Here is a 26777-nt window from a genome sequence, read left to right on the forward strand (position 1 = left end):
CGTCCCCGTCACGGGGTGACGACGCCGCCTCCGGCCCTCCCTGGCTCGCCCAAGCTAGCCACCGGAACCGCCCGTTCCGAGACCTTGGGCCCCCAGGAGCCGATCCTTAGGCTCCACTTAAGGCACCGGTAAGAGCCCGCTCAGGAACGGGGCCCGCGAGCGCGCCCCGCGGTCCCGGCAGCCCACGCCTCAGGCCAGGAGCGCTCTCAGGCCCGCCGACGAGCGGGCCTGCCGCTCCAGGGCATCGAGGGCCGCGACGGCCTCGGCCGCCGCCCCCGGGTCCCGCTCCGCCAGGCCACTGTCCGCGAACTCGTCCTCGTCCAGGCGGATCACCTGCGACCCGTCCGCCGAGACCCACAGGTCGAGGTCGAGGTCCTCCACCACGACCTCTCCGTCGCGGACCACCGCGGGCCGGGTGATGTCGCAGTACCAGCCCTTGAGGACGCCCGCGCCGCTGCGGACCTCCTTGACGGCGTACCAGCGGTCCCGCCAGAAGTGCTCCGTGAACACGTCGCCCGGCTCGAAGCGGACGAAGCCGAAGTCGCGGACGCCCGGGGCCGCCCACGGGGCGCGTACGGACACCCGGGTGCCCGTGTCGGCGAGCAGGTCGGCGGGATAGCGGATCTTGGTCACGCCGGCCTTGACCAGGGTCACCGTGAGCGTCCTCGGCAGGACCCGCGCCCCGTCGGGCTCCGGCGCGGACACCCGCTTCGCGTAGCGGACCTCGGAGGCGCAGATCTCGTAGCCGAAGCCCTTGTTGACCGCGAGCATCGGGGCGTTCTCGCTGTCGTTGCCCGTGAACGCCTGCGTGTAGCCCGCCGCCCGGGCCCGGTGCAGGGAAGCGGCCTTGGCCAGCTTGGCCAGCCCCCGGCCGCGGAAGGCGCGCCGGGTGCCGGTCATCGCCGAGGCGTAGCGGGTGGCGCCGTCGGTGTGGGCCGCGGTGAAGGCCGCCACCTCGCCGTCGACGAGGACGACCATGCTCAGCTGCCGGTCCAGGGCGGGGGCACGCCAGATGTGCCGCAGCCAGTCCTCGTAGTCGTCCATGTCCGTGGGCACGTCGCCCGGTTCGTCCGAGGAGGCCTCGGCGTCGGCCTCGAACAGCGGTCGCGGATCGGCCTCGAACGCGGCGGCCGGGCGCAGCTCGACCCCGGCGGGCAGGGCGGCGGGCAGCTCGGGCAGGGCCGCGGTGGTGAGGTCCAGGCGCAGGAAGTGGGCGGAGCGACTGGCCCGGTACCCGCGCCGCTCGGCGAAGGAGCGGTGGGCGGGCTCGTCCAGGACCCATGCGAACACGTCGACGGCACCCAACTCCGCGAGGTGCCGCTCCGCCGCGCGCACGAGCGGGCCGCCCGCTCCCAGACCCCGGTGCGCGGGGTCGACGTACGCGTTCAGGAAGGCCTGACCCGGCTCGGGACTGTCGTGCGCGATCCCCACCTGGGCGCTGCCCACCACCGTGCCGTCGGGCGTCTCGGCGACCAGCAGGCGGTAGTGCCGGTCGGGGTGGGCGGAGTCGAGTTCGAAGGCGACGCCCTCGGCGGTCGTGATCATGTAGGGGAGCGCGGCCCGGCGGACGCGGACGACGGCTTCGGCGTCCGCCCCGTCGCCGGGGCGCAGGTCACGAATCAGAACGGTCATGCTCCGACGCTACGTTCGCCCTCGCGGCGCCCGCCTCCGAATTTCCCGCCGATGGCCGGTCAGCGGCCCGGGGATGGGCGACAATCGGGCCCGTGACCTCGACGAACCTGAAGCTCGCCCTTGACGGCTCGGCCGGTGCGGCCGCCCCCTACGAACAGTTGCGCGCGCAGATCTCCGGGCAGGCGCGCTCGGGGCGGCTGCCGGCCGGCTTCAAACTGCCGACGGTGCGCGGGTTGGCGGAGGAGCTGGGCCTGGCCGCGAACACGGTCGCCAAGGCCTACCGGGCGCTGGAGGCGGACGGGGTGATCGAGACCCGCGGCCGTAACGGCACCTTCATCGCCGCCGAGGGCGGCACGGCCGATCGCGAGGCCGCGACGGCCGCCCAGGCCTACGCGGAGCGCGCCCACCGGCTGGGCCTCACCCGCGAGGCGGCCGAAGCCGCCGCCGCGGCGGCCCTGCGGGCGCGGTACGGCGGCTGACCGGCTGACCGGCCGGGCGGCCCGGCGGGCCTACGGGCGTGTCGAGCGGTCCTCAGCACGCCGACCACGCCCCCGCGGGAAGGAAGTGGGGGAGGTCGTCCAGGGCTTCTTCGGGAACGAACACCGGCCGGGTGAGCAGGCCGTCCCCCGCCCGCTGTACGTCGATCACGACGCCCAGCGAGTCCGAGCCGGGCACGCCGGCGTCCAGGTAGGAGAGTTCCGCGCGGGGCCCCGCGGCCTCGGCCCGCTCGACCAGCCACCGCTCCACCACGGAGGGGACCCGACCGACCAGCGCCATCGCACCCGCGCTGACCTGCGGCCCGCGCAGCGCGTCGACCACGACCGCGGCCAGCCGCCCTTCCCGGTAGTACAGCTTCAGGCCGAACTCCCGGTAGTCGCCCTCCGTGACGACGGCGGGGGCGCCCCCGGCCGCCGGATGGCGGTGCACGTACCGCTGGGACTCCGCCGTGACGTCGCTCAGCGCGGCGGACACCTCATCGGGCCGCATGCCGAAACGCAGCGGTCCCACGCGCACGAACGGATCCGACGTCCACCGCTGCCGCTGCTCGTCCGGCACCACGTCCCACCACATGGACACGCCCCGCCCCTACAGGTACAGCCCCGCGTCCGCCCCGTGACCCTGGGGCGGCAGCAGGGACGCGGGGCCCGTGCCGCGCCGGAGCGCGAACAGCTCGGCCAGGGTCGCCCCCTCGCGCGGCACCCCCTCGTCGGTGCCGAGCCACTCCACGGCCTCGCGGTGGGTCAGTCGATCGACCTCGATCCGGGCCAGGCAACGCCCGGGCCGGACCACGGCGGGGTGCAGCCGCTCCAGGTCCTCGTTGGTGGTGACGCCGACCAGGACGTTGCGGCCCTGGCCCAGCAGACCGTCCGTCAGGTTCAGCAGCCGTGACAGCGCCTGCCCGGCGGTGTGTCGGGCCTCGCCGCGGATCAGCTCGTCGCAGTCCTCCAGCAGCAGCAGCCGCCAGCGGCCCTTGGCCGTGCCCTCGTCCTCGCCGATGGCGATGTCCATCAGGTAGCCGACGTCGTTGAACAGCCGCTCGGGGTCGAGGACGCAGTCCACCTGGCACCAGTCGCGCCAGGACCGGGCGAGCGTGCGCAGCGCGGAGGTCTTGCCGGTCCCGGGCGGCCCGTGGAGCAGCAGCAGCCGCCCCGCGATGTCGTCCGGGGTCACCTTCATCAGCCGGTCGAGCGCACCGGCCACGGGTGCGGTGTAGTTGGGCCGCACCTCGGCCCAGGTGCCGGCGGCGATCTGGCGGGTCGTCCGGTACGGGCCGCGGCGCGGGGAGACGTACCAGAAGCCCATGGTGACGTTCTCGGGCTGCGGTTCGGGTTCGTCCTGGACGCCCTCGGTGGCCTCGCCGAGCACGCTGGAGGCCAACTCGTCGCTGACCGCCGTCACGGTGACGTCCGCGCCCCGGCTCCAACGCGAGACGAGCATGGTCCACCCCTCGCCCTCGGCGAGGGTGGCGCTCCGGTCGGAGTCGCGGGCCGAGCGCAGCACGGTGGCGGCGGGCGGGACCAGGGTGGCCCCCGCCTTCACCCGCTCGATGGAAACGCTGTGCGAGTACGGCTGCTCGCCCGACGCGAACCGGCCGAGGAACAGTGCGTCGACGACGTCCGACGGGGAGTCGCTGTCGTCGACGTTGAGCCGGATCGGCAGCGCGTCATGAGGGTTGGCTGGCATGGCGCCCATGATCCGGCACGAAGTGGCCCCGTGCACCCGTGTTTCGCCGGAACGGGTGCGCGGGTTCCCTCTTCAAACGCACCCGGGGTGAAGATTCCGACCGGAACTCCGCCCCGAACATTCTTGGCATGAACACTTCCAGACAGGCCCCGCTCCTTGTACCACGGAAACGAGACGAAACCCCCACAAGGAGCCGTACATGAGATTGTCACGGTTTGCCGCATTAACCTCCTCGCTTCTCCTCGCCGCGGGCGCCGCCCTGTTCGGCGCCGGACAGGCCTCCGCCGCCCAGGCGGACTTCGGCTACGTCGCACTCGGCGACTCGTACTCCTCCGGTGTCGGATCCGGGAACTACGACAGCTCCAGCGGCGATTGCAAGCGCACCAGCCGGGCCTACCCAGCCCTCTGGGCCGCCGCGCACGCACCCCAGACCTTCTCCTTCACCGCCTGCTCGGGCGCCCGGACGGACGACGTCCGCGCCAACCAGCTCGCCCCGCTGAACACCGGGACCGACCTCGTCAGCCTCACCGTCGGGGGCAATGACGCCGGCTTCTCCGACGTCATGACGACCTGTGTGCTCCAGTCCGAGTCCAGCTGCGTCAACCGCGTCAACCAGGCCAAGGCGTACGTCGACTCCACCCTCCCCGGCAAACTCGACGCCGTGTACGACGCGGTGGCCTCGCGCGCGCCGAACGCGCACGTGGTGATCCTCGGCTACCCCCGCTTCTACAAGCTCGGCGGCAGCTGCGTCGCGGGCCTGTCCGAGGGCAAGCGCGCCGCGATCGACGGCGCGGCCGACTACCTCAACGCCGCGCTCGCCAAGCGCGCCGCCAACCACGGCTTCCGCTTCGCCTCGGTGACCAGCGCCTTCACCGGGCACGAGATCTGCTCGGGCAGCGAGTGGCTGCACAGTCTCAACTGGGCCAACATCGGCGAGTCCTACCACCCGACCGCGGCCGGACAGTCCGGCGGCTACCTGCCGGTCTTCACCAGCGCGGCCTGAGGAACCGGCATCATCACGGCGTCGGGCCCGGGCTGGACGACGGGCTCGGCGCGCCGGACGAACCGGAGGTACCGGACGTGCCGGGAGAGGAGGCCCCGCCCGACGGGGTCTGCGCCGCGCACCTGACGGAGAAGTTCACCCAATCGGAGGCGAGCGCGCCCGGCCGCCGCACCTCCACCCGCACCGCGTCGTCCAGCGTCGCGCCGGGGCGGTGGCTCAGCTCGGTGAAGGACAGCTCCCGGACGGTGGGCCCGCCCGCCTCGAAGGTGACGGCCTGCCAGTCCGGCGCGGAGCTCACCCCGCTGCGGGTGGTCCAGCGGTACTCCACGACCACCGGCGTACGGACCACCTCCAGGGACGCCGTGAAGGCGGGCGCGGACGCCTCGGGTGGCGGGCAGGAGCCCGAGTACCGGTCGCGCACCGCGTGCACCGACACCGTGACCTTCTGGTCCGGCGTCGCCGAACCGCTCGGTGACGGGCTGGGCGACGGGGTGGCCGAGGGCGTCGGGGCGGAGCCGGCGGGGGAGGCGCTCAGCGAGCTGCCCGGCCCGTCCGTCGCACCGCTGCCGCCCGCGGCCCCGCCCGTACGGTCCTTGAGCAGCAGCCAGCCCAGCACGGCCAACGCCAGCAGCAGGACCACGATCCCGGCGGTGAGCACCAGACCGGCCCGACCGGTGCGGGGCGAGTCCGCGGCGGGCCCGTAACCCGGCCGCGATGCGGTCCCGTAGCCGGACCCGGACCCGGACCCGGATCCAGGCGCGGGCGGCGGGAGTGCGGGCGCCCCGTACGGCCCCGCGTCCCGATCCGGGCCCGCGCCCGATCCGGATCCCGCGCCCGGGTGCCGACCGTAGGTCTGTCCCGGGCCGCCGGCCGGTCCGTGCCCGGATCCGTGCCCGTGTCCCTGGCCGTCGCCGTGGTGCGCGGTCGTGGTCGGCGAATCGGGCCCCGACAGCGGTCCGCCCTCCGCCCGTACGGTGCCGCCCGCACCCACCACCCGCAGCATCCGCGCCGCCTCCGGTGCGGAGATCCGCAGGGCCGGGTCCTTGCGCAGCAGCCCCTCCAGTACGGGCGTCAACGCCCCGGCGTGGCGTGGCGGCGGCAGCTCCCGGTCCACCACGGCCTGCAGCGTGGCGACCGGGGTGTCCTGGCGGAAGGGGGTGTGCCCCTCGACCGCCGCGTAGAGCATCACGCCCAGCGACCAGAGGTCGGAGGCGGGCCCGGGCGCGGTGCCCAGCGCCGCCTCCGGCGCCAGGTATTCGGGGGAGCCGATCACCTCGCCGGTCATCGTGATCGCCGAGGAGCCCTCCAGCCGGGCGATCCCGAAGTCGCTGAGCAGCACCCGGCCGTCGTTGGCGATCAGCACGTTCCCCGGCTTCACGTCACGGTGCAGCACACCCGCCTCGTGCGCGGAGCGCAGCGCCGACAGCACCTGCTCGCCGATGTGCGCGGCCCGCTGCGGGGTCAGCGGGCCATCGGCCTCCAGCACCTCCGCGAGCGAGAGTCCGCGCACCAGCTCCATCACGATCCACGGCCGCCCGCCGTCGGTGGCCACGTCGTAGACGGTGACCACCCCGCGGTGCGTGACCCGGGCCGAGGCCCATGCCTCGCGCTCCAGGCGCGCGTACATCCGCTGCACGTCGGCCTCGTCCAGACCGGCCGGGGCCCGGACCTCCTTCACGGCGACCTCGCGGCCCAGGACCTCGTCCCGGGCCCGCCAGACGATGCCCATGCCGCCCTGACCCAGCGGGCCCAGCAGCCGGTACCGTCCCGCGACCACGCGTTCGTCGCCGCTCGGCTCTCCGCTCACACGAGCCCCCTCATCCGGGTAACGGGGTGATCACTCCAAGTTAACCGATCGTCCGTGGTGTGACGCCCGTCGCGCTACAACTCTCCGCATCGCACTTCCGCGGGGCCGTCCGCCCCGTCGACGGGCCCCGCGGCAGCCCCGTGACGCCGGATCACTTCGGAGAGTGACCGTCAACTGCGCTGAGTAATCGTCAACTACCCACCACTACAGGGGTAATTCACGCGACCGGGATACCCGACTGCCACGCGAGGGCGATAGGGTTACCCTGCCCGGGCCGGGTGCCTTCGTACGGGTGGGGAGAGACATGGAACAGATAGCTATGCGCAGCAGGCCGCCCCGCGTGCCTGCCATCACCTGCGGGAGCGGTGCGACCAGTTCGCGCCTCGACCGTCACCTCGCGGTGCTGGGCGGACCCGCCGTGCCGCACGGTGACGCCGCCGAGGCGACGCTGCTGATGCGTGAGCTGACGTCGCGCGACCACACGCACGTACAGCGGAGCCGGAGCGCGCGCGTCTCGCTCTTCGCGCCGCTGCGACGGCTGCGCCGCACGCTCTTCGGCAGTCGGCGCGCGTAACCGGTTCCGGATCCAGGGCCGTTGCGGCGGCACCCGGATCCGCTTCCGCTTCCGTACCCGGCTTCCGTACTCGCGTCCGTACCCGCGTCCGTATCCGCGTCCCGAGCGTCTCCCCGATCGCTCTCGTCCCCGGCCTCAGGCGATCACACCGTCCCGGCGCAGTGCCGTGATCTGCGCGTCCGTCATCCCCAGGGCGCGCAGCAAGGTGTCGGTGTGCTCGCCGAGCGCGGGAACCGCGCCCATCCGTGGTTCCGCGCCACCCGGCAGTCCGATCGGCGGCAGCAGCGCCCGCAGCGGACCCGCCGGCGAACCGATCTCCCGCCAGCGGTCCCGCGCCGCCAGCTGGGGGTGCCCGGCCAGCCGGGCCACCGAGTTCAGCCGTGCGCAGGCGATCCCGGCCGCCTCCAGCCGCCCGAGCGCCTCGGTCGCCCCGGACCGGCCCAGCGCCTCGGCGACCACGGCGTCGGTCCTCTCCCGGTTCGCGGTGCGCGCGGCGTTCGTCGCGTACGCCGGATCGTCGGCCAACTCCGGGCGTTCCAGCACCTGTTCGGCGAGCCGTCGCCACTCGCGGTCGTTCTGCACCGACAACAGGACCCGATCCCCGTCGGCCGTGGCGTAGGCGTCGTACGGCGCGATCACGGCGTGCGCCAGACCGGTCCGGGCCGGCTCCTCGCCGCCGTGCATGGTCAGGTGCAGGGGGTGGCCCATCCACTCGGCGAGCGCGTCCAGCATCGAGACCTCCACCGGGCCGCCGCGCCCGGTCGCGGCGCGCCGCAGCAGGGCCGCGAGGACCCCGGAGAAGGCGTACATGGCCGCCGCGATGTCGGCGGCCGGGATACCCGCCTTGACCGGCCGGTCGGGGGTGCCGGTGACCGAGACCAGGCCCGCCTCGCACTGCACGAGCATGTCGTACGCCCGCTTGTGCGCGTACGGTCCCTGCGCTCCGTAACCCGAGACGTCCACGGCGACCAGCCGCGGGTAGCGCGCGCACAGCGCGGCGGCGTCCAGGCCGAGCCGGGCGGCGGCTCCCTGGGCGAGGTTCTGTACGAAGACGTCCGCGCCGGCGAGCAGGCCGTGCAGGGCGTCCAGGCCGCGCGGGTCCTTCAGGTCCAGCGCGATCGATTCCTTGCCGCGGTTGGCCCACACGAAGTGCGAGGCCAACCCGTGCGCCGCGGTGTCGTATCCGCGGGCGAAGTCCCCGCCGTCGGGCCGCTCGACCTTGATCACACGGGCCCCGAGGTCGGCGAGCTGCCGGGTGGCGAAGGGCGCGGAGACGGCCTGCTCGACGGCGACGACGGTGATCCCGTCGAGGGGGAGGGGCTGCGGGCTGGAGTTCATGCCCCGGTCCTACCGTCCCGCCGCCCTTCTGTCACCCCCGCCCTAGAACGGGAGCGCGAACTGGCCCTCCGGCCCCTCCTCCTGGTGGCTCAGGACCGAGGCCGGGCGGCGCGCCCAGCGGGGCGGCGGCAGCACCCCGGCCGCGCGCAGCCGCTCCGCCGGGAGCGCGGGCCCCGGCTCGAAGGCGGCCCGCTCCGGGGCCAGCCCGGCCAGCAGGCTCACGGTGGTGACCAGGGCCAGCAGCTCCGAGGTCCAGGTCTGCGGCCACTCGGCGGGGCCCAGCGCGGCCAGGCCCTGCGCCTGCGGTGCCCGGTGCGCGCAACGGGCGGCGAACCACCGCTCCAGCACGCGCACGCCGCCCGCCTCGTACGTCCACGCCGAGGCCGGGACGGGTGCGATGCTCCCGGCGCCCAGCAGCAGGCTCTCGCCCTCCTCGTCGTACGCGAGCCCGCCCGGCCACCCCGTCACCGCCGAACGGACGTACGGGCGGCGCCCGCCCGGCAGTCGGGGCGGCTCGCCCCCGCGGGCCCCGCGCAGCTGGACGGTCAGCAGCCGCTGCCCCAGCTCCAGCCCGGCCCGCCACCGCTCAGGATCGGCGGGGAGCGGGACCTCGTAGCCCCGCGGGCCCGGTCGGGCCGCCGCGAGGACCCAGCACAGGACGTCCTCCGGGGTCACCCACCCGCGGTAGACCTCGCCCAGCAGCGGCAACAGCCCCGGCGCCAGATTGGGCTCGGCGCCCCCGGGGCGGCGGTGCAGCGGGCGGATCCGGCCGAGCCGCCCCGCCGGGAGGTGTGCGGTGGCCAGCGGGGACGCCAGCCCGGGCGGCTCCACGAGGAAGAGCTGGTGCTCGTCCAGGACCCGCCACAGCTCGGGGCGGGCCAGGTCGATCAGCCGCTGGTCGGGCAGCAACCACTGCTCGTCGAAGGGCTCGTACAGCACCCGGACGGGGTCGGGGCAGGCGCCGGGCTCCCGCCCGAACCGCCCCGTGGCCGACCGCTGGCCGGGCAGCGCGGCCGCGCCGGCGGCGGGCCCGCGCGAGCGGCTCGGCCGGAACAGCCGCTCCCGCTCGGCGCCTTCGGCGCTGGTCACCGCCGCCCAACGGGCCCGCAACGAGCCGGGATCGGGTGCGGCCACCCAGTCCCGCCCGAGCCGCATCCCACCCACGGACCAGGGGAGCAGCTCGTCCAACAGGGGCGCGGCCAGGGGCGCGGTCGGGGGCGCGGTCGGGGGCGAGGCCACGGGCACGGGCACGACCGGGGGCACGACCGGCTGAGGTGCGTCTTCGCTCACAGCACCCGATGCTAGTGCCGTGACCGGAAAGGTCCACCGTCGGCGCACTCGCCCGAATGTGGTCGGAGCTCTCCCTTCTCGTCCTCTTGACGATATGAGGGTGACCCTTTATCGTCGGACTGACGAAATTAGGGGGTCCGCCATGGCCGACATCACCCGGCGCTTCGGTTGGCGCCATCTGCGCTCCGCGCCCACCGCCCACATCCGGCACCACAAGCGCGGCCACCTCGCCCACGACGGGCGGGGGCTCAGCTTCTGGTATCGGTCGTTGTCCGCGGCGCTCTCCGAAGTGCCCGTCGACGACCGGGAGTTGGCCATGGCCTTCCATGCCAGGACCTCCGACTTCCAGGACGTCGCCGTGCAGGCCACCGTCACCTACCGGATCAGTGACCCGGCCGAGGCCGCGGACCGGCTCGACTTCTCCGTCGACCCGGACACCGGAAGCTGGCGCGGCGCACCCCTGGAGCAGATCGCCACCCTGCTGACCGAGACCGCGCAGCAGCACGCGCTGGACGTACTGGCCCGGACCCCGCTGGCCATCGCCCTGGTGGACGGCGTCGCCTCCGTCCGGGAACGGGTCACCACCGGTCTCGCCGCCGAGCCCCGGCTCCCGGCCACCGGCATCGAGGTGGTGGCCGTGCGGGTCGTGGCGATCCGCCCCGAGGTCGAGGTGGAGCGCGCCCTGCGCACCCCGGCCCGCGAGCAGATCCAGCAGGAGGCGGACCGGGCCACCTACGAACGGCGGGCCGTCGCCGTCGAGCGCGAGCGGGCCATCGCCGAGAACGAGCTGGCCAGCCAGATCGAACTGGCCCGGCGCGAGGAGCAGCTGATCGACCAGCGTGGCACCAACGCCCGCCGCGAGGCCGAGGAGAAGGCGGCGGCCGACGGCATCCGGACCGGAACCGAGGCGGACCGCAAGGTGCGCCTGGCCCGCGCGGACGCCGAGGCCGCGCGCGAGACGGGTGCGGCGCGCGCCGACGCGCAGGCCGCCTGGCTGCACGTGCACGACGAGGTCGCCCCGGGCACGCTGCACGCCCTGGCGGCGACCCGGCTCGCGGAGAACCTGCCGCGGATCGAGAACATCACGCTCTCTCCCGACGTCCTCACGGGGCTCCTCAGCAAGCTCGGACGTCCGGGCGGCGGAGCGGACGCGTGAGCCTGGCCCCGCGGGCGGTGCTCGTGCACCGCAGGACCGAGTACGAGGAGCTGCTCGCCCGGCACGGTACGCACGGGCAGGCCGCGTTCTTCCTCTCCAGCCGGGGCCGGTCGATCGACGAGGTGGTCCGCCGCCACGACCGCAACCAGCAGGCGCTGCGGGAGGTGGCGGCGGCGGTGCCGCTCACCTGGCGCAGCTCCCGGGTGGAGCGGGCGGACCTGGACCGCTTCCTCTTCGCGCCGGAGGACGTGGTGGTCGTGGTCGGCCAGGACGGCCTGGTCGCGAACACCGCGAAGTACCTCGGCGGGCAGCCCGTGGTGGGCATCGACACCGACCCCGGGCGCAACCCCGGGGTCCTGGTCCGGCATCGCAGCACCGACACGGCCGCCCTGCTGCGCGCGGCGACCGCCGGCGGCGGCGGGCGGACGGACGAGCTGACCATGGTCGAGGCCGTCTCCGACGACACCCAGCGCCTCCGCGCGCTGAACGAGATCTACCTGGGCGCGCCCGGGCACCAGACGGCCCGCTACCGCCTGGGTTCCGGCGGCGAGGCGGGGGAGGGCGCGGGCACGGGAGCGGGCGAGGGCGCGGGCGAGGGAGCGGGCGAGTCCCAGGCGTCGTCCGGGGTGCTGGTGGGCACCGGAACGGGCGCCACCGGCTGGCTGCGTTCCCTCTGGCTGGACCGCGGCAGCCCCGGGGGGTTGCCCGGGCCCGGCGACCCGCGCCTCCTGTGGTTCGTGCGCGAGGCCTGGCCCTCTCCCACGACCGGAACCACGAGGGTGGCCGGTGAGCTGGGGCGGGGGCAGGAGCTCCGGCTGACCGTGGAATCGGACCGGATCGTGGTCTTCGGCGACGGGATGGAGGCCGACGCCCTGGAGCTGACCTGGGGCCAGAGCGTACGGGTGGGCATCGCGGGAACGTCACTGCACCTGGTGACGTGAGGCCCGAGGTCCGAGGCCCGAGGCCCGAGGCCCGAGGTCCGAGCCCTGTGCCCTGAGCGCCGCGGCTGCGATCAGACTTCGGGATCGGGCGCGGGCAGCCGGCGGAGTTCGAGCAGCACCAGGGCGATCTTCACCGCGGTCGAGATCGTCAGGGCCTGGAGGAACGGCATGCCCGCCAACCACAGCGCCACCATCATGACCGTGAGCACCAGGAAGGCGGGCAACAGGTTCGTCCGCCGGATCGCGGCCCGCAGGTGCCCGGCCCCGCGGTGCGGCCCCGGCTGAGCAGTGCCCATCAGGCCCACCGCGACGCTGTCCTGCTCGTGCGGCTCGTCCTGCTCGCCTTGCTCTCCCAGCTGCATCGACTGCCGCCCTTCCCGTCGCTCGGGGTCGCCTCCCACCCGATCCTGAGCGGCGCCTCGGCGGACGGCCACCGCTGCCCCCGGCCCCGCCGCCATCCGCCGCACAGGTTCACCCGCTGGTGCCGCTGGTATCGCTAGTGCCGTTGATGCCGCTAGTGCGCGTCCATCGTCACCGTGAACGAGAAGCGGTCACCGCGGTAGCGGATCCGGGCCACGTCCACCACCTGCCCGTCCTCGTCGTAGGTCACCCCGGTGTAGTGCAGGATCGGGCTGAGCAGCGGCACCTGGAGCAGCTCGGCGGTGGCCGGATCCGCGAGCCGCGCCTCGACGGTGTCCGTGATCCGGCTGATCCGCACGCCCACCACGTCGCGCAGCACCTTGGTCATCGGCCACCGCTCCAGATCGGCCAGGTCCACCGCCTCGGCCAGCTCCGGACGGACCGCATTCTCGGCCCAGTTCGTCGGCTCGCCGCTCTCCCCGTCGTGCCGCAACCGGCGGTACGTCACCACTTCCGCGAGGTCGGGGAAGTACTCCAGCAGCTCCCCTGGCACCGGCGTCCGGGTGTGGTCGAGGATCGTCGTGCGCTCGCCCGACTGCTGGGCCACGATCGCGTCGACCGAGCCCAGCAGCCGCACCGGAGCGCCACGCCGCGCCCCCGGCTCGATGAACGTGCCGCGCCGCCGGTGCCGGCTGATCAGGCCTTCCTGCTCCAGCTCCTTGAGGGCCTGGCGCATGGTCAGCACGCTCACCCCGTAGTGCTCGGCGAGCTGCTCCTCGGTGGGCAGGCGCAGGGTCGCCTCCGGGGTGCGGCCGAGTATCGAGGCGCGCAGTGACTGCGACACCTGGTACCAGAGCGGGAGTTTCCGGTTCAGGACCAGGGAGTCGGGTGCGAAGGCGGTCACGGGCGGTTCTCCGAACGGGTGGACAAGGCGGTGTGCTGCGATGTTAGGCGCGGAAGTGTCGTTCCAGCCCCTGCCATACGTCGTCGTAGCCGCGCTGGAGGTGATCCGCCTCGGCCGCCTGCGCGGTGGCGGTGACCGGCCAGCGGGTCTCGAACATGAAGGCCAGGCCGTCCTCGATCTTCTGCGGCTTCAGCTCGGCGGCGCTCGCGCGGTCGAAAGTCTCCCGGTCCGGGCCGTGTGCGGACATCATGTTGTGCAGGGACCCGCCGCCCGGGACGAACCCCTCCGCCTTGGCGTCGTAGGCCCCTTCGATCAGGCCCATGTACTCGCTCATCACGTTCCGGTGGAAGTAGGGCGGCCGGAAGGTGTCCTCGCCGACCAGCCAGCGCGGGGCGAAGACCACGAAGTCGACGCCCGCCAGGCCCGGGGTGTCGGAGGGAGCGGTGAGGACGGTGAAGATCGAGGGGTCGGGGTGGTCGTAGCTGATGCTGCCCAGGACGTTGAAGCGGCGCAGGTCGTAGACGTAGGGGACGTGCGAGCCGTGCCAGGCGACCACGTCGAGCGGGGAGTGGTCGTAGGTGGCGGACCAGAGGTTGCCGCAGAACTTGTTGACCACCTCGACCGGCCGGTCCTCGTCCTCGTACGCCGCTACCGGGGCCTGGAAGTCGCGGGCCGCTGCGAGGCCGTTGGCCCCGATCGGGCCGAGGTAGGGCAGCTCGAAGGGGCGGCCGTAGTTCTCGCAGACGTAACCGCGGGCGGTGGCGTCGAGCAGCTCCACGCGGAAGCGGACCCCGCGCGGGATCAGCGCGATCTCGCCGGGTCGAGCGCTGAGCAGGCCGAACTCGGTGCGCAGCAGCAGCCCGCCCCGCTCCGGGACGATCAGCAGCTCGCCGTCGGAGTCGCTGAAGACCCGGTCCGTCATCGAGGTGTCGGCGGAGTAGAGGTGGATGGCCATGCCGGTGCGCTGCGTGGCATCGCCGTTGCCCCCGAGGGTCCACAGGCCGGACACGAAGTCGGTGCCGGGGACCGGGGCGGGCAGCGGGTTCCAGCGCAGCCGGTTGGGGTCCGGAACGGACTCGGTGAAGGGGGCGGTGCGCAGGGCGCCGTTGTCGACGCGGGTGAAGGGCGGGTGCGCGGCCGAGGGGCGGATGCGGTAGAGCCAGGAGCGGTGGTTGTGGGGGCGCGGCTCGGTGAAGGCGCTGCCGCTCAGCTGCTCGGCGTAGAGGCCGAGCCCGGCCCGCTGGGGCGAGTTCCGGCCGATCGGCAAGGCGCCGGGAACCGCCTCCGAGCTGTGCTCGTTGCCGAAGCCGGTGAGGTATTCCAACCCCTCCGCCGTCTTCCTGGCCTGCTCGCTCATGGCTGCTCCCGCTCCGTAGAAGGAATCCTATGGTTGACAGTAGGATTCCGCAGCCCCGACGTCAACGGGCACCCGCCGGTCACTCGCCACCCCTTCGGCCGCCGGTCGGGGGCAGCTCCGGCGGCCGCTGGGTGGCCGCGAGGCGGACAGCCCTGGCGTGCCCGGATCCATGCGCGGCTGGATGCCCGGATCTGCATCCCCGCGCTCCGTTGCCGTGCCCCGTCGCCGGATTCGTGCGGACGCGGGGGATCCAAAAACATGAACATTGCTCTACTCTCACGCGCATGTCGTGGATCCGCAGGCTCCCTGCCGTTCCGGCGGCTCTCCTCGCCGCCCTCACCGTCCTCCTCTCGCTCCTGGCCCTCTTCGCGGCCGCGCCCGCCGCGCAGGCCCACGAGGAGCGACCGGTCACCCTGCCCGACGGCTCCGGAAGCGTGCCGCGGTACCGCACGGGCGAACCCGACCTCCTCGTCTGCAAGACCGGCCGCCCCGACTTCGAACGCCGGACCGCCGGATTCCCCGAACCGCTCAGACAGCGCAACCTCGCCCTGTACGACCGGTGCGAGAAGAGCGGCTACCGCGACCTCCAGGCGGCCGTGGACGCGGTGGACCGCCCCGGGATGAACATCGCGATCCTGCCCGGCCTGTACGAGGAAGAGCCCTCCCTGCCCAAGCCGACCGGCGCCTGCGCGGCTCTGAAGGCCCCCAACTCCGCACTGGGCTACCAGATCCTGTCCTACGAGCAGCAGGTGCAGTGCCGCCACAACCAGAACCTCGTGGCCGTACTCGGCAAGAAGGACCTGCAGATCGAGGGCACCGGGGCGTCCCGTCAGGACGTCGTCATCGACGCCAAGTACCAGAAGCTGAACGCCATCCGGGCCGACAAGTCCGACGGGATCTACTTCCGCAACTTCACCGCGCAGCGCACCACCTTCAACTCGCTGTACGTACTGGCGGGCGACGGCTTCGTCATCGACGACGTGCTGACCCGGTGGAACGACGAGTACGGCTTCCTCACCTTCGCCAGCGACCACGGCCTGTACAAGAACTGCGAGTCCTACGGCAACGGCGACTCCGGCATCTACCCCGGCAGCGCCTCCGACATCAACGACGGCCGCGGCTACGACGTCCCGCGCCACTCCATCGAGATCACCGGCTGCCGCAGCCACCACAACATGGTCGGGTACTCCGGCACCGCGGGCGACTCGGTGTGGGTGCACGACAACGAGTTCGACGGCAACATGGGCGGCGCCTCGATGGACAGCGCCTTCCCCGGTCACCCCGGACTCCCGCAGAACCACGCCCTGTTCGAGCGGAACCTGATCCACGACAACAACGAGGACTTCTACCCCTACGTCGCCGACGGCACCTGCGCCAAAGCACCCGTCGACCGCGGCTACGAGCAGGGCGTGGTCTGTCCACAGATCTCCATGCCGCCGGGCACCGGCATCATCACCGCGGGCGGCAACTGGAACGTGTACGAGAACAACTGGGTCTACGGACACCGCCGCGCCGGATTCTTCCTGAGCGCCGTCCCCGCCTTCATCCGCGGCGAGTCGGCCTGGAGCAAGCAGGCCGACACCTCGCACCACAACCGCTACGCCGGAAACGTCCTGGGCAAGGACAAGTCCGGAGCCTCCCGCCCCAACGGCGCGGACGTGTGGTGGGACGGTCAGGGCACGGGGAACTGCTGGCAGGACGGACCCGACGGCTCCACCCCCGCCACCCTCCCGCAGTGCGGCGACGCGCGCGGAGCGGTGTCGGGCGGCTCGGCCCGGCTGGCGGGCGAACCGGTCAAGCTGGCCCAACTGCTCGTGTGCGCCGACTACAACGTCCAGGCGCGCAAGCTCCCGGCCGGGTGCGACTGGTACGGCGCCCGGGGTCTGGAGCGGGTGGAGACCCAGATCGCGCTGGCCGTCGCGGTCGTACTGGCCCTGGTCGGCGGCGTGTTGTGGTGGCGGCGACTGCGCGGATCGCGACTGGGTACGCTCTGCGCGCTGCTCGGTCTGGCCGGGCTCGCCCTGGACGTCGCAGGATCGACGATGGCGCTGACCGCCACCTTCGTCCCGGCTTTCGCGCTGCTCCTCCTCGGCGCGTGGTGGACGGGTACCGGGGTCGCACTGCGCCCCGATCGCCCCTGGCTGGCGCGGCTGACCCTGCTGCTCGGCGCGCTGACCCTGCTGGACGCCTTCGACAAGGCCGTGCTGATGATTCCGTGGATCCCGCTCAGCCCCGCGTGGATCCGTGCCCTGGTGGCGCTCGTATGGGTGCTGTGGGCCGTCATCGCATCCGCCCGGCCCGGACCAGACCCCGACCCCGCCGCCGCCGGCGACGGCGGGAGCGACGGTGGCGGCGCCGCTGACGGTCCGGGCGGCGGCGACCGCGAACCCGCCCCGGCGGTCGGTCCGGCTTCCACCCCGGCCGCCACATCGGCCGCCACATCGGCCCCGACCTCGGACGGCGCCGCGTGAGTGCGGGGGAGTGGCCGACGCCGCCCGGGCCGCCGAGCTCCCGTCCCTGCGCCCACCCCCGCCCCCGGACCGGGCGGGCCCGCGGGGCAGTGGTCTGCGCGGCGCTGCTCCTGCTCGCCGTGGCAGGTGCGGCCGGGTGTGGTGGGCGGGCCACGACCCACCACAAACCCGGTACCACCCACCAGCAGGCCTCCGGCAGCGTCGGCACCCTGCTGGCCGCCCAGGACGAGGCGGGCCACCGCCTGCGCCAAGTCCCGGCGCAGGGAGCACCGGAGGTGAAGCTCTCCCTCCGCCCCGACAGCGAGGACGGTTGGAACCTCCAGCTGGAGGTGGGCAACTTCCGCTTCACCCCCGACAGCGTGGGCGGCGCCGCCCTCGCCGGTGGCGGCCATGCCCATCTGCTGCTCGACGGCCACAAACTGGCCCGGCTGTACGGCCCCTGGTACCACCTGTCCGCCACCCAGGTGCCCGTGGGCGCCCACACCCTGACCGTGCGGCTCTACGCGGACGACCACACGGCCTGGGCGGTCGAGGGCAAGGCCGTGGAGGCCGCGGTCCCGCTCACCGCGTCCGCGCCCGGCCCGGCGGGCCACGACCACTCCACTCCCGGCGCCGCGGCCCCGTCCGCGCCGCCGGCCAAGACGCCGGACCCGGACCCGGCCGCCGCGGCCGACCGGACGGTCACCATCGCCGTCCGCGGCGGCAAGGTGACCCCCGCTCCCGGGCGCACGGAGTTGAAGCGGGGCGAGCGGGTGGCACTGCGCGTCACCAGCGACCGGGCGGACACCTTGCACGTCCACGGCTACGACAAGGAACTGGCGCTGCCCGCCGGCCAGGAAGCCGTCTTGGTCCTGACGGTCGACCGCACGGGTCTCTTCGAGGTCGAGACCCACGAGTCCGACCTCGTCCTCACCCAGCTCCTCGTCCGATGACTTTGATGAGCTTGATGAGTCCGGCACTGCCAGCACTACAGGCACTCTCCGTACTGCCGACACCGCCGGTGCCGCCGGTGCTGCCCTCCGGTGCGATATCGGTGCCGGGCCCGGCACCGATATCCGCTCCGAACGGAGTACGGCGTGCATTCGTAGATCGCCTCGCCGATCGCCCTGCCGATCACCTCGCCGAGGGCGTCGGCGATCACCTCCCCCATCAACCCGCCGATCCGCTCGCCACCCTCGCCCACGGCATCGGATCGCAGCACGACCTGCCCATCTCTCCGTTCTACGCCTTCGCCGGCGCCTTCACCGCACTCTTCGTCTCCTTCCTCGCACTCGGCCTCCTCTGGTCCACCTCCCGCTTCCAAGGGGCGCGCTCCGGCCGCCCGCTGCCCGCCGCCGTCCAGCGGGTGGCCGACGCGCCGGCCACCCGGACCGCGCTGCGCGTCCTCGGACTCGCCGCCGCCCTCTTCGTCCTGCTGCACCTCCTCCTCGGTCCCGACGACCCCGCCCGCAATCCCGCTCCCGGCGCCGTCTACGTCCTTTTGTGGGTCGGTCTCGTCCCGGCCTCCCTCCTCCTCGGCCCCGTCTGGAGCCTGCTCAACCCGCTGCGCACCCTGCACCGGCTGTTGCACCGGCTGCTGCACGGGCTGCTGCGCCGGATCCCGACCGCTCGTCGCGGTCCGGCCTTCCGCCGCGGCCCCGCGCGGCCTCCTCATCCCCTTCCGTCCTGGCTCGGCCTCTGGCCCGCCGCCATCGGCCTCTTCGGTTTCACCTGGCTCGAACTCGTCTCCCCGGACCCCGCCTCGCGCACCACCCTTCTGACCGCACTCGTCGTCTTCGTCACCGTCCAACTCGGCCTCGCGGCCCGCTTCGGCGAATCGTGGTTCGCCGAGGGCGACCCCTTCGAGGCCTACTCCACCCTGCTGGCCCGCTTCTCCCCCCTCGGCCGTCGTGACGACGGCCGCCTCGTCCTGCGCAACCCCTTCCACGGACTCGACGCGACGCCCGAGCGGCCCGGACTCGTCGCCACCGTCTGCGTCCTGCTCGGTTCGACCGCCTATGACGGCTTCTCCGACAACCCCTCGTGGATCAACACCATTCAGACCTCCCCCCTCGGCCGCACCCCCGCGGCCACGCTCGGACTCCTCGGCTCCGTCACCCTCGTCGCCACGCTCTACTGCCTCTGTGCGGCGGCCACCCGCCTGGTTTCCGGCCCGCTGCCGGGTCCCCTGACCGCCTTCGCCCACTCCCTCCTTCCCATCGCTCTCGGTTACCTCACAGCCCACTATTTCTCCCTGTTCGTCACCGAAGCGTCACGCACAGTAATCATCGCGGGGGGTGTTGATCCCGCTACCGCTCCGGCCCCACCTCTGGATCCGGGCGGTCTCGCCGCCCTCCAGGTCATCGCCGTCGTCACCGGCCACGTCCTCGGGGTCGTCGCCGCGCACGACCGGTCCGTGCGGCTCTTCCCGCCGGCCCGGGCCGTCGCCGGACAACTGCCCCTGCTCGCGCTGATGATCACGTACACCGTCGGGGGGCTGAGCCTCCTGCTGAACTGAGAACCGAGGACCGGCATGATGGACCCCGTGCCTCCAGCCCACCCCCTGCGCCGCGCCCCGATCCAGCAGCGCAGCGCCGACCGGCTCGCCCGGATCCTCGACGCCTGCGCCGAACTCCTCGACGAGACCGGTTACGAGAACCTGAGCACCCGGGCCGTCGCCGTCCGCGCAGGCGTGCCGATCGGCTCGGTCTACCGCTTCTTCGGCAACAAGCGGGCCATGGCCTACGCCCTCGCCGAACGCAACCTGGACCGCTACGCCGAAGGCATCACCGCGCGGCTCGCCGAACTCCCGGCCGTGCACTGGCGCCCCGCCGTCGACGCGGTCCTCGACGAGTACCTCGCGATGAAGCGCACCGTTCCGGGCTTCGCCCTGGTCGACTTCGGCGTGCCCCCGCCACCCTCGACCGAGGCCGCCGACCCCGCCGACCCCAACGACCTGGTCGCCGCCCGCCTCACCGAACTGCTCTGCCTCCACCTGGGCCGTACCCCCGACGCGACCCTGCGGAGGGTGGTGCTGGTCGCCGTCGAGGCCACCGACGCCCTCGTGCAGCTCGCCTTCCGGGCCGCCCCGTCCGGAGATCCCGACATCATCGACGAGATCCGCGCGATGATGCACGCCTATCTCGCCAGGGTCCTGGACTGACGGACCCCTTCCGCACCCGGCCGGCCTCCCGCGCAAGCGGACGCCGCCGGTTCGCGGAGGCAGGGGGCTCCCCAGCGTCCGTACCGGTCGGTATGCTCAGGCCGCCCGCGTGTCGCCGCAGCCCGCTGTCCTCAGGAGGGCCCATGCCCCGTACCGCCCTGCGCATCTGCCCCCTGTGCGAGGCCACCTGCGGCCTCACCCTGACCATCGAGGGAACCGCGGTCACCAGCGCCCGCGGCGACCGCGAGGACATCTTCAGTCGCGGGTTCATCTGCCCCAAGGGCGCTGCTTTCGGTGCCCTCGACGCCGACCCCGATCGGCTGCGCACCCCACTCGTCCGACGCGACGGCAAGCTCCAGGAAGCCACGTGGGACGAGGCCTTCGACGCCATCGCCGCCGCCGTTCCCGCACTCATCGGGCGCTACGGACCCCAGTGCACCGGCGTGGTCCTGGGCAACCCCAACACGCACACCATGGCCGGCGCCCTCTATCCGCCGCTGCTCCTGAAGGCGCTCGCCACCCGGAACCTCTTCACCGCCAGCACTCTCGACCAGATGCCCAAGCACGTTTCCAGCGGCCTGCTCTTCGGCGACCCCTTCGCGATCCCGGTGCCGGACCTCGACCGCACGGATTTCCTGCTGCTCATCGGTGCCAACCCGGTCGAGTCCAACGGTTCCCTGTGTACCGCCCCCGACTTCCCCGGGCGGCTCAAGGCCCTGCGCGCCCGCGGCGGCACCCTCGTCGTCGTCGACCCGCGCCGCACCCGCACCGCGCGCCTGGCGGACCGCCACCTCGGCCCGCGCCCCGGGAGCGACGCCCTGCTGCTCGCGGCCCTCGCCCACACGCTGCTCGCCGAGAAACTCACCGACCCCGGAGTACTCGCGGAACACCTCGAAGGGATCGGGGAACTCTCCGAGGCCCTCCGCGCGTTCACCCCGGAAGAGGTCGCACCCGCCTGCGACCTGGCCCCGGACGACATCCGGCTCCTCGCCCGTGAGCTGGCCGCCGCACCGACCGCCGCCGTCTACGCGCGCATCGGCAGCTGCACGGTCGCCCACGGAACCCTGGCCAGCTGGTTGGTTGACGTACTGAACGTCCTCACGGGCAATCTCGACCGTCCCGGCGGCGCGCTGTTCCCGCTCTCCGCGACCGCCGCGGCGCCCCGACCCGCCGCGCCCGGACGGGGTTTCGCGCTCGGCCGCTGGGCGAGCCGGGTCTCCGGCCATCCCGAGGCCAAGGGTGAACTGCCCATGGCCGCCCTCGCCGAGGAGATCGAGACCCCGGGGGAGGGGCAGGTCCGGGTGGTGATCTCCGTCGCCGCCAACCCGGTGCTGTCCGCTCCCGACGGGGACCGGCTCGACCGGGCGCTGTCCGGGCTCGACTTCATGGTCTCGGTGGACCCGTACCTCAACGAGACCTCGCGTCACGCCCATGTCGTCCTGCCTCCGCCGCCGCCCGCGCAGAGCGCCCACTTCGACTTCGCCTTCAACGGCTTCGCCGTACACAACCAGGCCCGCTACTCGCCCCCCGCCATCCCGCTGGAGGAGGGGCGGATGGACGAGTGCGAGATCCACGCCCGGCTGATCCTCGCCGTCACCGGGCGGCACGGGATCGACCCCGGGAGCGTGGACGAAGCCGTCATCGCCGACACCTTGGCGCGAGCGGCCGCCGACCCGCAGTCACCGCTCTCCGGCACCGACCCGAGTGTGCAGGCCCGCAGGTTGGCGGGGCGCAACGGCCCCGAACGACGGCTCGACATGATGTTGCGCCTGGGTCCTTACGACCTCGTCCTCGAGGACCTGCGCGCAGCGCCGCACGGCGTGGACCTTGGCCCGCTCGCCCCCCGCCTGCCGGGCCTGCTCAAGACCCGCAGCGGCCGGATCGAACTCCTGCCGGGCCCGATCGCCGCCGAGCTGCCCCGGCTGCGGGGAGCCCTTGCCGAACGGCCCGACGCCCTCGTGCTCGTGGGTCGCCGCCACCTGCGGTCCAACAACAGTTGGCTGCACAACGTCCCGTCGCTGACCGGCGGTTCCAACCGTTGCACCCTCCACGTCCACCCGCAGGACGCCGGACGCCTGGGGCTCGCCGACGGCGGCCGGGCCAGGATCACCGCCGACGGCGGCAGCCTGGAGGTCCCGGTCGAGGTCACCGACGCGATCCGCGCCGGCGTGGTCAGCCTTCCGCACGGCTGGGGCCACGATCGTCCCGGCACGCGCCTGGGTGCGGCCGCGGTGGTGCCCGGAGTCAATGTCAATCAGCTCCTGGACGGCTCCCGGCTCGACCCACTGTCGGGCACCGCCGTGCTCAACGGATTCCCCGTGGAGCTGACGCCCCTGCCCTGAGCTGGGGTTTTGCTCGTATTGCTCACGCGTCGACGTCTTGTTGGGGTTACCGGCGGACACCTACCTTCCCAGCATGCTGACCTTCCTCGGCTTCGCCATGATCGCGACCTTCCTGGTCCTGATCATGATGAAGAAAATGTCGCCGATCGCGGCGCTCGTCCTCATCCCCGCGCTCTTCTGCGTGTTCGCCGGCAAGGGCGCGCACTTGGGCGACTACGTCATCGACGGCGTCGGAAAGCTCGCGCCGACCGCAGCCATGCTCATGTTCGCCATCGTCTACTTCGGCGTGATGATCGACGTGGGTCTCTTCGACCCGATCGTCCGCGGCATCCTGCGCTTCTGCAAGGCCGATCCGATGCGCGTGGTGGTCGGCACGGCGGTGTTGGCCGCCATCGTCTCGCTCGACGGGGACGGGTCGACCACTTTCATGATCACGGTGTCGGCGATGTATCCGCTCTACAAGCGGCTCGGCCTCAGCCTCGTGGTCATGACCGGGGTCGCCGCCACGGCCAACGGCGTCATGAACACGCTGCCGTGGGGCGGCCCGACCGCCCGCGCCGCGACCGCGCTCAAGCTGGACGCGGGCGACATCTTCGTGCCGATGATCCCGGCCCTGGCCGCTGGTCTGGTGTGCGTCTTCGTCCTGGCCTACGTGCTCGGGCTGCGCGAGCGCCGCCGCGTGGGCGCGCTCGCCCTGCCGGGGGCGGTGGACGACGAAAAGGTTGCCGGCAGCGTGGAAGCCGTGGCTGACGTCGAAGCCACGGCCGAGGCCGAGCTCCTGGTCGTGGCCGGTAAGGGCGCCACCGCGTCCGGTGCCGCCGGCGCCGGCGCTGGCGGCACCAGCGGTGCGGGTGGTGCGGGTGGTGCGGCGTCCGCCGCCCCCGTCGCGGAGGAGGAGGAGGACGGGTTCCAGGGGCTGGATCCTCACCGGGCCACGCTGCGGCCTCGGCTCTACTGGTTCAACGCCGTCCTCACCGTCGCGCTGCTCACCGCCATGATCATGGAATTGCTCCCCATCCCGGTGCTCTTCCTCCTCGGGGCCGCCCTCGCGCTCACCGTCAACTACCCCAACATGGCGGACCAGAAGGCCCGGATCGCCGCGCACGCCGACAACGTCCTCAACGTCGCGGGCATGGTCTTCGCCGCCGCCGTTTTCACCGGTGTCCTCTCCGGGACCGGCATGGTCAAGGACATGGCGGGCTGGCTGGTCGGCGCCATCCCCGACGGCATGGGTCCGCACATGGCGCTGGTCACGGGGCTGCTGAGCCTGCCCCTCACCTACTTCATGTCCAACGACGGCTTCTACTTCGGTGTCCTGCCCGTCCTCGCCGAGGCCGGCGCCGCGCACGGTGTCTCCCCGCTCGAGATCGCCCGGGCCTCCCTGGTGGGCCAGGCCCTGCACATGTCCAGCCCGCTCGTCCCGGCGGTCTACGTCCTCGTCGGCATGGCCAAGGTCGAATTCGGCGACCACACCCGCTTCACGGTGAAATGGGCCGCCCTGACCTCGCTCGTGGTCCTGGGGGCGGGGATGCTTTTCGGCATCATCTGACCCTGGCGCCCACAAAACTACCGACGCTAGTTTGTAAGGTGGCTGCGAGGTCCATGCGGTCCATGCGGTTCATGCTCGCGCTCGGGAGGAATGCGATGAAGGCCCACGACGGGATGTACATCGGCGGGGAATGGCGGCCCGCCGTCGGACGGGACCGGATCGACGTCATCAACCCGGCCGACGAGCAGGTCATCGGCAGTGTTCCGGCCGGGACCGAAGAGGACGTAGACGCGGGTGTCCGGGCCGCCCGCGCCGCGCTGCCCGGCTGGGCGGCCACCCCGCCCGCCGAACGGGCCGCGCGGATAGCCGCCCTGCGGGACGTCCTGGTCGCCCGCAAGAGCGAGATCGCGCAGACCATCACCGCGGAACTCGGCTCCCCGCTCGGTTTCTCCGAGATGGTCCACGTCGGGGCGCCCATCGCCGTGGCCGACTCGTTCGCCGAGCTGGGTGCGACGTACGCCTTCGAGGAGCGGCTGGGCAACTCCACCGTTCTCCTCGAACCGATCGGTGTCGTCGGGGCCATCACCCCCTGGAACTATCCCCTGCACCAGGTCGTTGCCAAGGTGGCACCCGCTCTCGCCGCAGGCTGCACCGTCGTCCTCAAGCCCGCCGAGGACACCCCGCTGACCGCACAGCTCTTCGCCGAAGCCGTGCACGAGGCGGGCATCCCCGCCGGCGTGTTCAACCTGGTGACCGGCACCGGACCGGTCGCCGGACAGGCGTTGGCCGCCCACCCCGGGGTGGACCTCGTCTCCTTCACCGGCTCGACCGCCGTCGGCAAGCAGATCGGCGCCACCGCGGGCGCCGCGGTGAAGCGCGTCGCCCTCGAACTGGGCGGCAAATCGGCCAATGTCATCCTGCCCGGGGCCGACCTCGCCAAGGCGGTCGCGGCCGGCGTCGGACACGTCATGAACAACACGGGCCAGAGCTGCAATGCGCTGACCCGGATGCTCGTCCACCGCGACGACTACGAGGAAGCCGTCAGCCTCGCCGCCGCCGCGGTCGCCAAGTACCCCACCGGCGACCCGTGCGACCCGGCCACCCGCCTCGGCCCGGTCGTCAACGCCAAGCAGCACGACCGTGTCCGCGGCTACATCGCCAAGGGCGTCGAGGAAGGCGCCCGCCTGGTCGCAGGCGGCTCCGACACTCCCGCGGAGCGCGGCTACTTCATCGCGCCCACCGTCTTCGCGGACGTCACCCCCGACATGACCATCGCCCAGGAAGAGATCTTCGGCCCCGTCCTGTCGATCCTCGCCTACGACGACGAGGACGAGGCCCTGGGCATCGCCAACGGCACCGTCTACGGTCTGGGCGGCGCGGTGTGGGCGGCGGACGAGGCGACCGCCGTCGCCTTCGCGCGCCGCATGGACACCGGCCAGGTGGACATCAACGGAGGCCGCTTCAATCCGCTCGCCCCCTTCGGCGGCTACAAGCAGTCCGGCGTGGGCCGCGAGCTGGGCCCGCACGGCCTGGCCGAGTACCTCCAGACCAAGTCCCTGCAGTTCTGAGCCCCGGAAACACGGAGACGACGACCATGGTCCGCGCCGCCATCCTGCCCGCCATCGGAGCGCCCCTGGAGATCCGGGACATCGTGCTCCCCGATCCCGGACCCGGGCAGGTCCGGGTCAAGCTCACCGCCGCCGGGGTCTGCCACTCGGACCTCTCCCTCACCGACGGCACCATGAGGGTGCCCGTACCCGCCGTCCTCGGCCACGAGGGCTCCGGCACCGTGCTCGCCGTCGGCGAGGGCGTCACCCACGTCGCCCCCGGGGACGGGGTGGTCCTCAACTGGGCCCCGTCCTGCGGCCAGTGCCACCACTGCTCCATCGGCGAGGTGTGGCTCTGCGTCAACGCCCTCGCGGGCGTCGGCGCGGTCTACGCCCACGACACCCAGGGAACCGAGCTGCACCCGGGGCTCAATGTGGCCGCCTTCGCCGAGGAGACCGTCGTCGCGGCGAACTGCGTGCTGCCCGCACCGGCCGGGGTCCCGCTCGCGGAGGCAGCGCTGCTCGGCTGCGCCGTCCTGACCGGTTACGGCGCCGTCCACCACAGTGCCCAGGTGCGCCCCGGCGAGTCCGTCGCGGTCTTCGGCGTCGGCGGGGTCGGCCTGGCCGCGCTCCAGGCGGCGCGGATCGCGATGGCCGGTCCGGTCGTGGCCGTGGACGTCTCCCCGGCCAAGGAGGAACTGGCCCGTGCGGCCGGTGCCACCGAGTTCGTGCTCGCCTCCGACACCACCGCCAAGGAGGTCCGGGCGCTCACTGGTGGCCGGGGCGTGGACGTCGCGGTCGAGTGCGTCGGCCGGGCCGAGAGCATCCGCGGCGCCTGGGAGTCCACCCGCCGCGGCGGCCGTACGACGGTCGTCGGGATCGGGGGCAAGGAACAGCGGGTCAGCTTCCACGCCCTGGAGATCTTCCACTTCGCCCGCACCCTCACCGGCTGCGTCTACGGCAACAGCGACCCGGCCCGGGACCTGCCGGTGCTGGCCGCGCATGTCCGGGCCGGGCGGCTCGACCTCGGTGCGCTGGTGACCGACCGGATCGGGCTCGACGGGATTCCGGCTGCCTTTGACGCGATGCTTGCGGGTAAGGGGGGCCGCTCCCTGGTCGTGTTCTAGGCGGTTCCCGCCGGACCCGGACCCGGACCCGGACCCGGACCCGGACCCGGACCCGGACCCGGACCCGGACCCGGACCCGGACCCGGACCCGGACCCGGACCCGGACCCGGACC

22 protein-coding genes and 1 pseudogene are annotated in these 26777 nt (G+C 73.2%); 13 read left to right on the forward strand and 10 right to left on the reverse strand.

Annotation, left to right across the window (positions count from 1 at the left end; genetic code table 11):
* Nucleotides 1-189 precede the first annotated feature (189 nt).
* Together ACIBEA_RS32305 and ACIBEA_RS32310 are read right to left on the reverse strand one after the other, a co-directional pair.
* Nucleotides 190-705, reverse strand: coding sequence for a DUF402 domain-containing protein (locus ACIBEA_RS32305; protein WP_399266809.1), 516 nt, complete (start codon nt 703-705; stop codon nt 190-192).
* A pseudogene (locus ACIBEA_RS32310) lies at nt 703-1632 on the reverse strand (GNAT family N-acetyltransferase); the annotation flags it as partial. The pseudogene ACIBEA_RS32310 and the gene ACIBEA_RS32305, both read right to left, overlap by 3 nt.
* 92 nt (nt 1633-1724) lie before the next feature.
* On the opposite strand from ACIBEA_RS32310, the gene ACIBEA_RS32315 reads away from it, so the two are divergent.
* A complete protein-coding gene (locus tag ACIBEA_RS32315) occupies nt 1725-2111 on the forward strand; it encodes a GntR family transcriptional regulator (protein ID WP_399266745.1) in 387 nt (128 codons plus the stop codon).
* Nucleotides 2112-2163: 52 nt separating this feature from the next.
* Here the strand turns inward: ACIBEA_RS32315 and ACIBEA_RS32320 are convergent, their stop codons facing one another.
* Together ACIBEA_RS32320 and ACIBEA_RS32325 are read right to left on the reverse strand one after the other, a co-directional pair.
* Complete coding sequence (locus ACIBEA_RS32320; RefSeq protein WP_399266746.1) at nt 2164-2709, reverse strand: hypothetical protein; 546 nt, start codon at nt 2707-2709, stop codon at nt 2164-2166.
* A 9-nt stretch (nt 2710-2718) separates the two neighbouring features.
* The gene (locus ACIBEA_RS32325; RefSeq protein WP_399266747.1) at nt 2719-3816 is read right to left on the reverse strand and encodes a DUF5925 domain-containing protein; all 1098 of its coding nucleotides are present in this window, start codon (nt 3814-3816) and stop codon (nt 2719-2721) included.
* Between the two features lie 199 nt (nt 3817-4015).
* Here ACIBEA_RS32325 and ACIBEA_RS32330 point away from each other — a divergent pair, with 199 nt between their 5' ends.
* Entirely contained in the window at nt 4016-4819 is an 804-nt protein-coding gene (locus tag ACIBEA_RS32330; RefSeq protein ID WP_399266748.1) for an SGNH/GDSL hydrolase family protein, read from the forward strand.
* Nucleotides 4820-4832: 13 nt separating this feature from the next.
* On the opposite strand, the gene ACIBEA_RS32335 is transcribed toward ACIBEA_RS32330, so the two are convergent.
* On the reverse strand, nt 4833-6626 hold the full coding sequence (locus ACIBEA_RS32335; RefSeq protein ID WP_399266749.1) for a serine/threonine-protein kinase: 1794 nt from the start codon (nt 6624-6626) through the stop codon (nt 4833-4835).
* Nucleotides 6627-6930: 304 nt separating this feature from the next.
* Between ACIBEA_RS32335 and ACIBEA_RS32340 the strand changes: the two genes are divergently transcribed.
* A complete protein-coding gene (locus ACIBEA_RS32340) occupies nt 6931-7200 on the forward strand; it encodes a hypothetical protein (protein ID WP_399266750.1) in 270 nt (89 codons plus the stop codon).
* 135 nt (nt 7201-7335) lie between these two features.
* Here ACIBEA_RS32340 and ACIBEA_RS32345 read toward each other — a convergent pair whose 3' ends face one another.
* Complete coding sequence (locus ACIBEA_RS32345) at nt 7336-8538, reverse strand: CaiB/BaiF CoA transferase family protein (protein ID WP_399266751.1); 1203 nt, start codon at nt 8536-8538, stop codon at nt 7336-7338.
* A gap of 42 nt (nt 8539-8580) precedes the next feature.
* Entirely contained in the window at nt 8581-9777 is a 1197-nt protein-coding gene (locus ACIBEA_RS32350) for a type ISP restriction/modification enzyme (protein ID WP_399266810.1), read from the reverse strand.
* 193 nt (nt 9778-9970) lie between these two features.
* Here ACIBEA_RS32350 and ACIBEA_RS32355 point away from each other — a divergent pair, with 193 nt between their 5' ends.
* Nucleotides 9971-10984: an SPFH domain-containing protein gene (locus tag ACIBEA_RS32355; protein ID WP_399266752.1), complete on the forward strand. Its 1014-nt coding sequence runs from the start codon at nt 9971-9973 to the stop codon at nt 10982-10984.
* On the forward strand, nt 10981-11925 hold the full coding sequence (locus tag ACIBEA_RS32360) for a hypothetical protein (protein WP_399266753.1): 945 nt from the start codon (nt 10981-10983) through the stop codon (nt 11923-11925). Before ACIBEA_RS32355 ends, ACIBEA_RS32360 begins: the two co-directional genes overlap by 4 nt.
* A 71-nt stretch (nt 11926-11996) precedes the next feature.
* On the opposite strand, the gene ACIBEA_RS32365 is transcribed toward ACIBEA_RS32360, so the two are convergent.
* The 3 genes from ACIBEA_RS32365 to hmgA all read right to left on the reverse strand — a co-directional run bounded on the left by ACIBEA_RS32365 (nt 11997) and on the right by hmgA (nt 14546).
* Nucleotides 11997-12287, reverse strand: a complete 291-nt coding sequence (locus ACIBEA_RS32365; protein WP_399266754.1) for a hypothetical protein — start codon at nt 12285-12287, stop codon at nt 11997-11999.
* Nucleotides 12288-12439: 152 nt separating this feature from the next.
* Entirely contained in the window at nt 12440-13189 is a 750-nt protein-coding gene (locus ACIBEA_RS32370; protein WP_399266755.1) for a GntR family transcriptional regulator, read from the reverse strand.
* 43 nt (nt 13190-13232) lie between these two features.
* Entirely contained in the window at nt 13233-14546 is a 1314-nt protein-coding gene (gene hmgA / locus ACIBEA_RS32375) for a homogentisate 1,2-dioxygenase (RefSeq protein ID WP_399266756.1), read from the reverse strand.
* A gap of 284 nt (nt 14547-14830) precedes the next feature.
* Between hmgA and ACIBEA_RS32380 the strand changes: the two genes are divergently transcribed.
* The 8 genes from ACIBEA_RS32380 to ACIBEA_RS32415 all read left to right on the forward strand — a co-directional run bounded on the left by ACIBEA_RS32380 (nt 14831) and on the right by ACIBEA_RS32415 (nt 26664).
* Nucleotides 14831-17017, forward strand: coding sequence for a right-handed parallel beta-helix repeat-containing protein (locus ACIBEA_RS32380; protein ID WP_399266757.1), 2187 nt, complete (start codon nt 14831-14833; stop codon nt 17015-17017).
* A gap of 89 nt (nt 17018-17106) precedes the next feature.
* Nucleotides 17107-17949: a hypothetical protein gene (locus tag ACIBEA_RS32385; RefSeq protein WP_399266811.1), complete on the forward strand. Its 843-nt coding sequence runs from the start codon at nt 17107-17109 to the stop codon at nt 17947-17949.
* Nucleotides 17950-17963: 14 nt separating this feature from the next.
* Entirely contained in the window at nt 17964-19514 is a 1551-nt protein-coding gene (locus ACIBEA_RS32390) for a hypothetical protein (RefSeq protein ID WP_399266758.1), read from the forward strand.
* Nucleotides 19515-19532: 18 nt separating this feature from the next.
* Nucleotides 19533-20159, forward strand: a complete 627-nt coding sequence (locus ACIBEA_RS32395; RefSeq protein WP_399266812.1) for a TetR family transcriptional regulator — start codon at nt 19533-19535, stop codon at nt 20157-20159.
* 143 nt (nt 20160-20302) lie between these two features.
* Nucleotides 20303-22501 (forward strand): molybdopterin oxidoreductase family protein, encoded by a 2199-nt coding sequence (locus ACIBEA_RS32400; RefSeq protein ID WP_399266759.1) that lies wholly within the window; start codon nt 20303-20305, stop codon nt 22499-22501.
* 73 nt (nt 22502-22574) lie between these two features.
* Nucleotides 22575-24050 (forward strand): CitMHS family transporter, encoded by a 1476-nt coding sequence (locus ACIBEA_RS32405; RefSeq protein WP_399266760.1) that lies wholly within the window; start codon nt 22575-22577, stop codon nt 24048-24050.
* Between the two features lie 95 nt (nt 24051-24145).
* A complete protein-coding gene (locus ACIBEA_RS32410; protein ID WP_399266813.1) occupies nt 24146-25558 on the forward strand; it encodes an aldehyde dehydrogenase family protein in 1413 nt (470 codons plus the stop codon).
* Between the two features lie 26 nt (nt 25559-25584).
* Nucleotides 25585-26664, forward strand: coding sequence for a Zn-dependent alcohol dehydrogenase (locus ACIBEA_RS32415; protein WP_399266761.1), 1080 nt, complete (start codon nt 25585-25587; stop codon nt 26662-26664).
* Nucleotides 26665-26777: the final 113 nt, after the last annotated feature.

The organism is Streptomyces sp. NPDC051555 (assembly GCF_044454405.1).
In the GTDB taxonomy this organism is placed as follows: domain Bacteria; phylum Actinomycetota; class Actinomycetes; order Streptomycetales; family Streptomycetaceae; genus Streptomyces.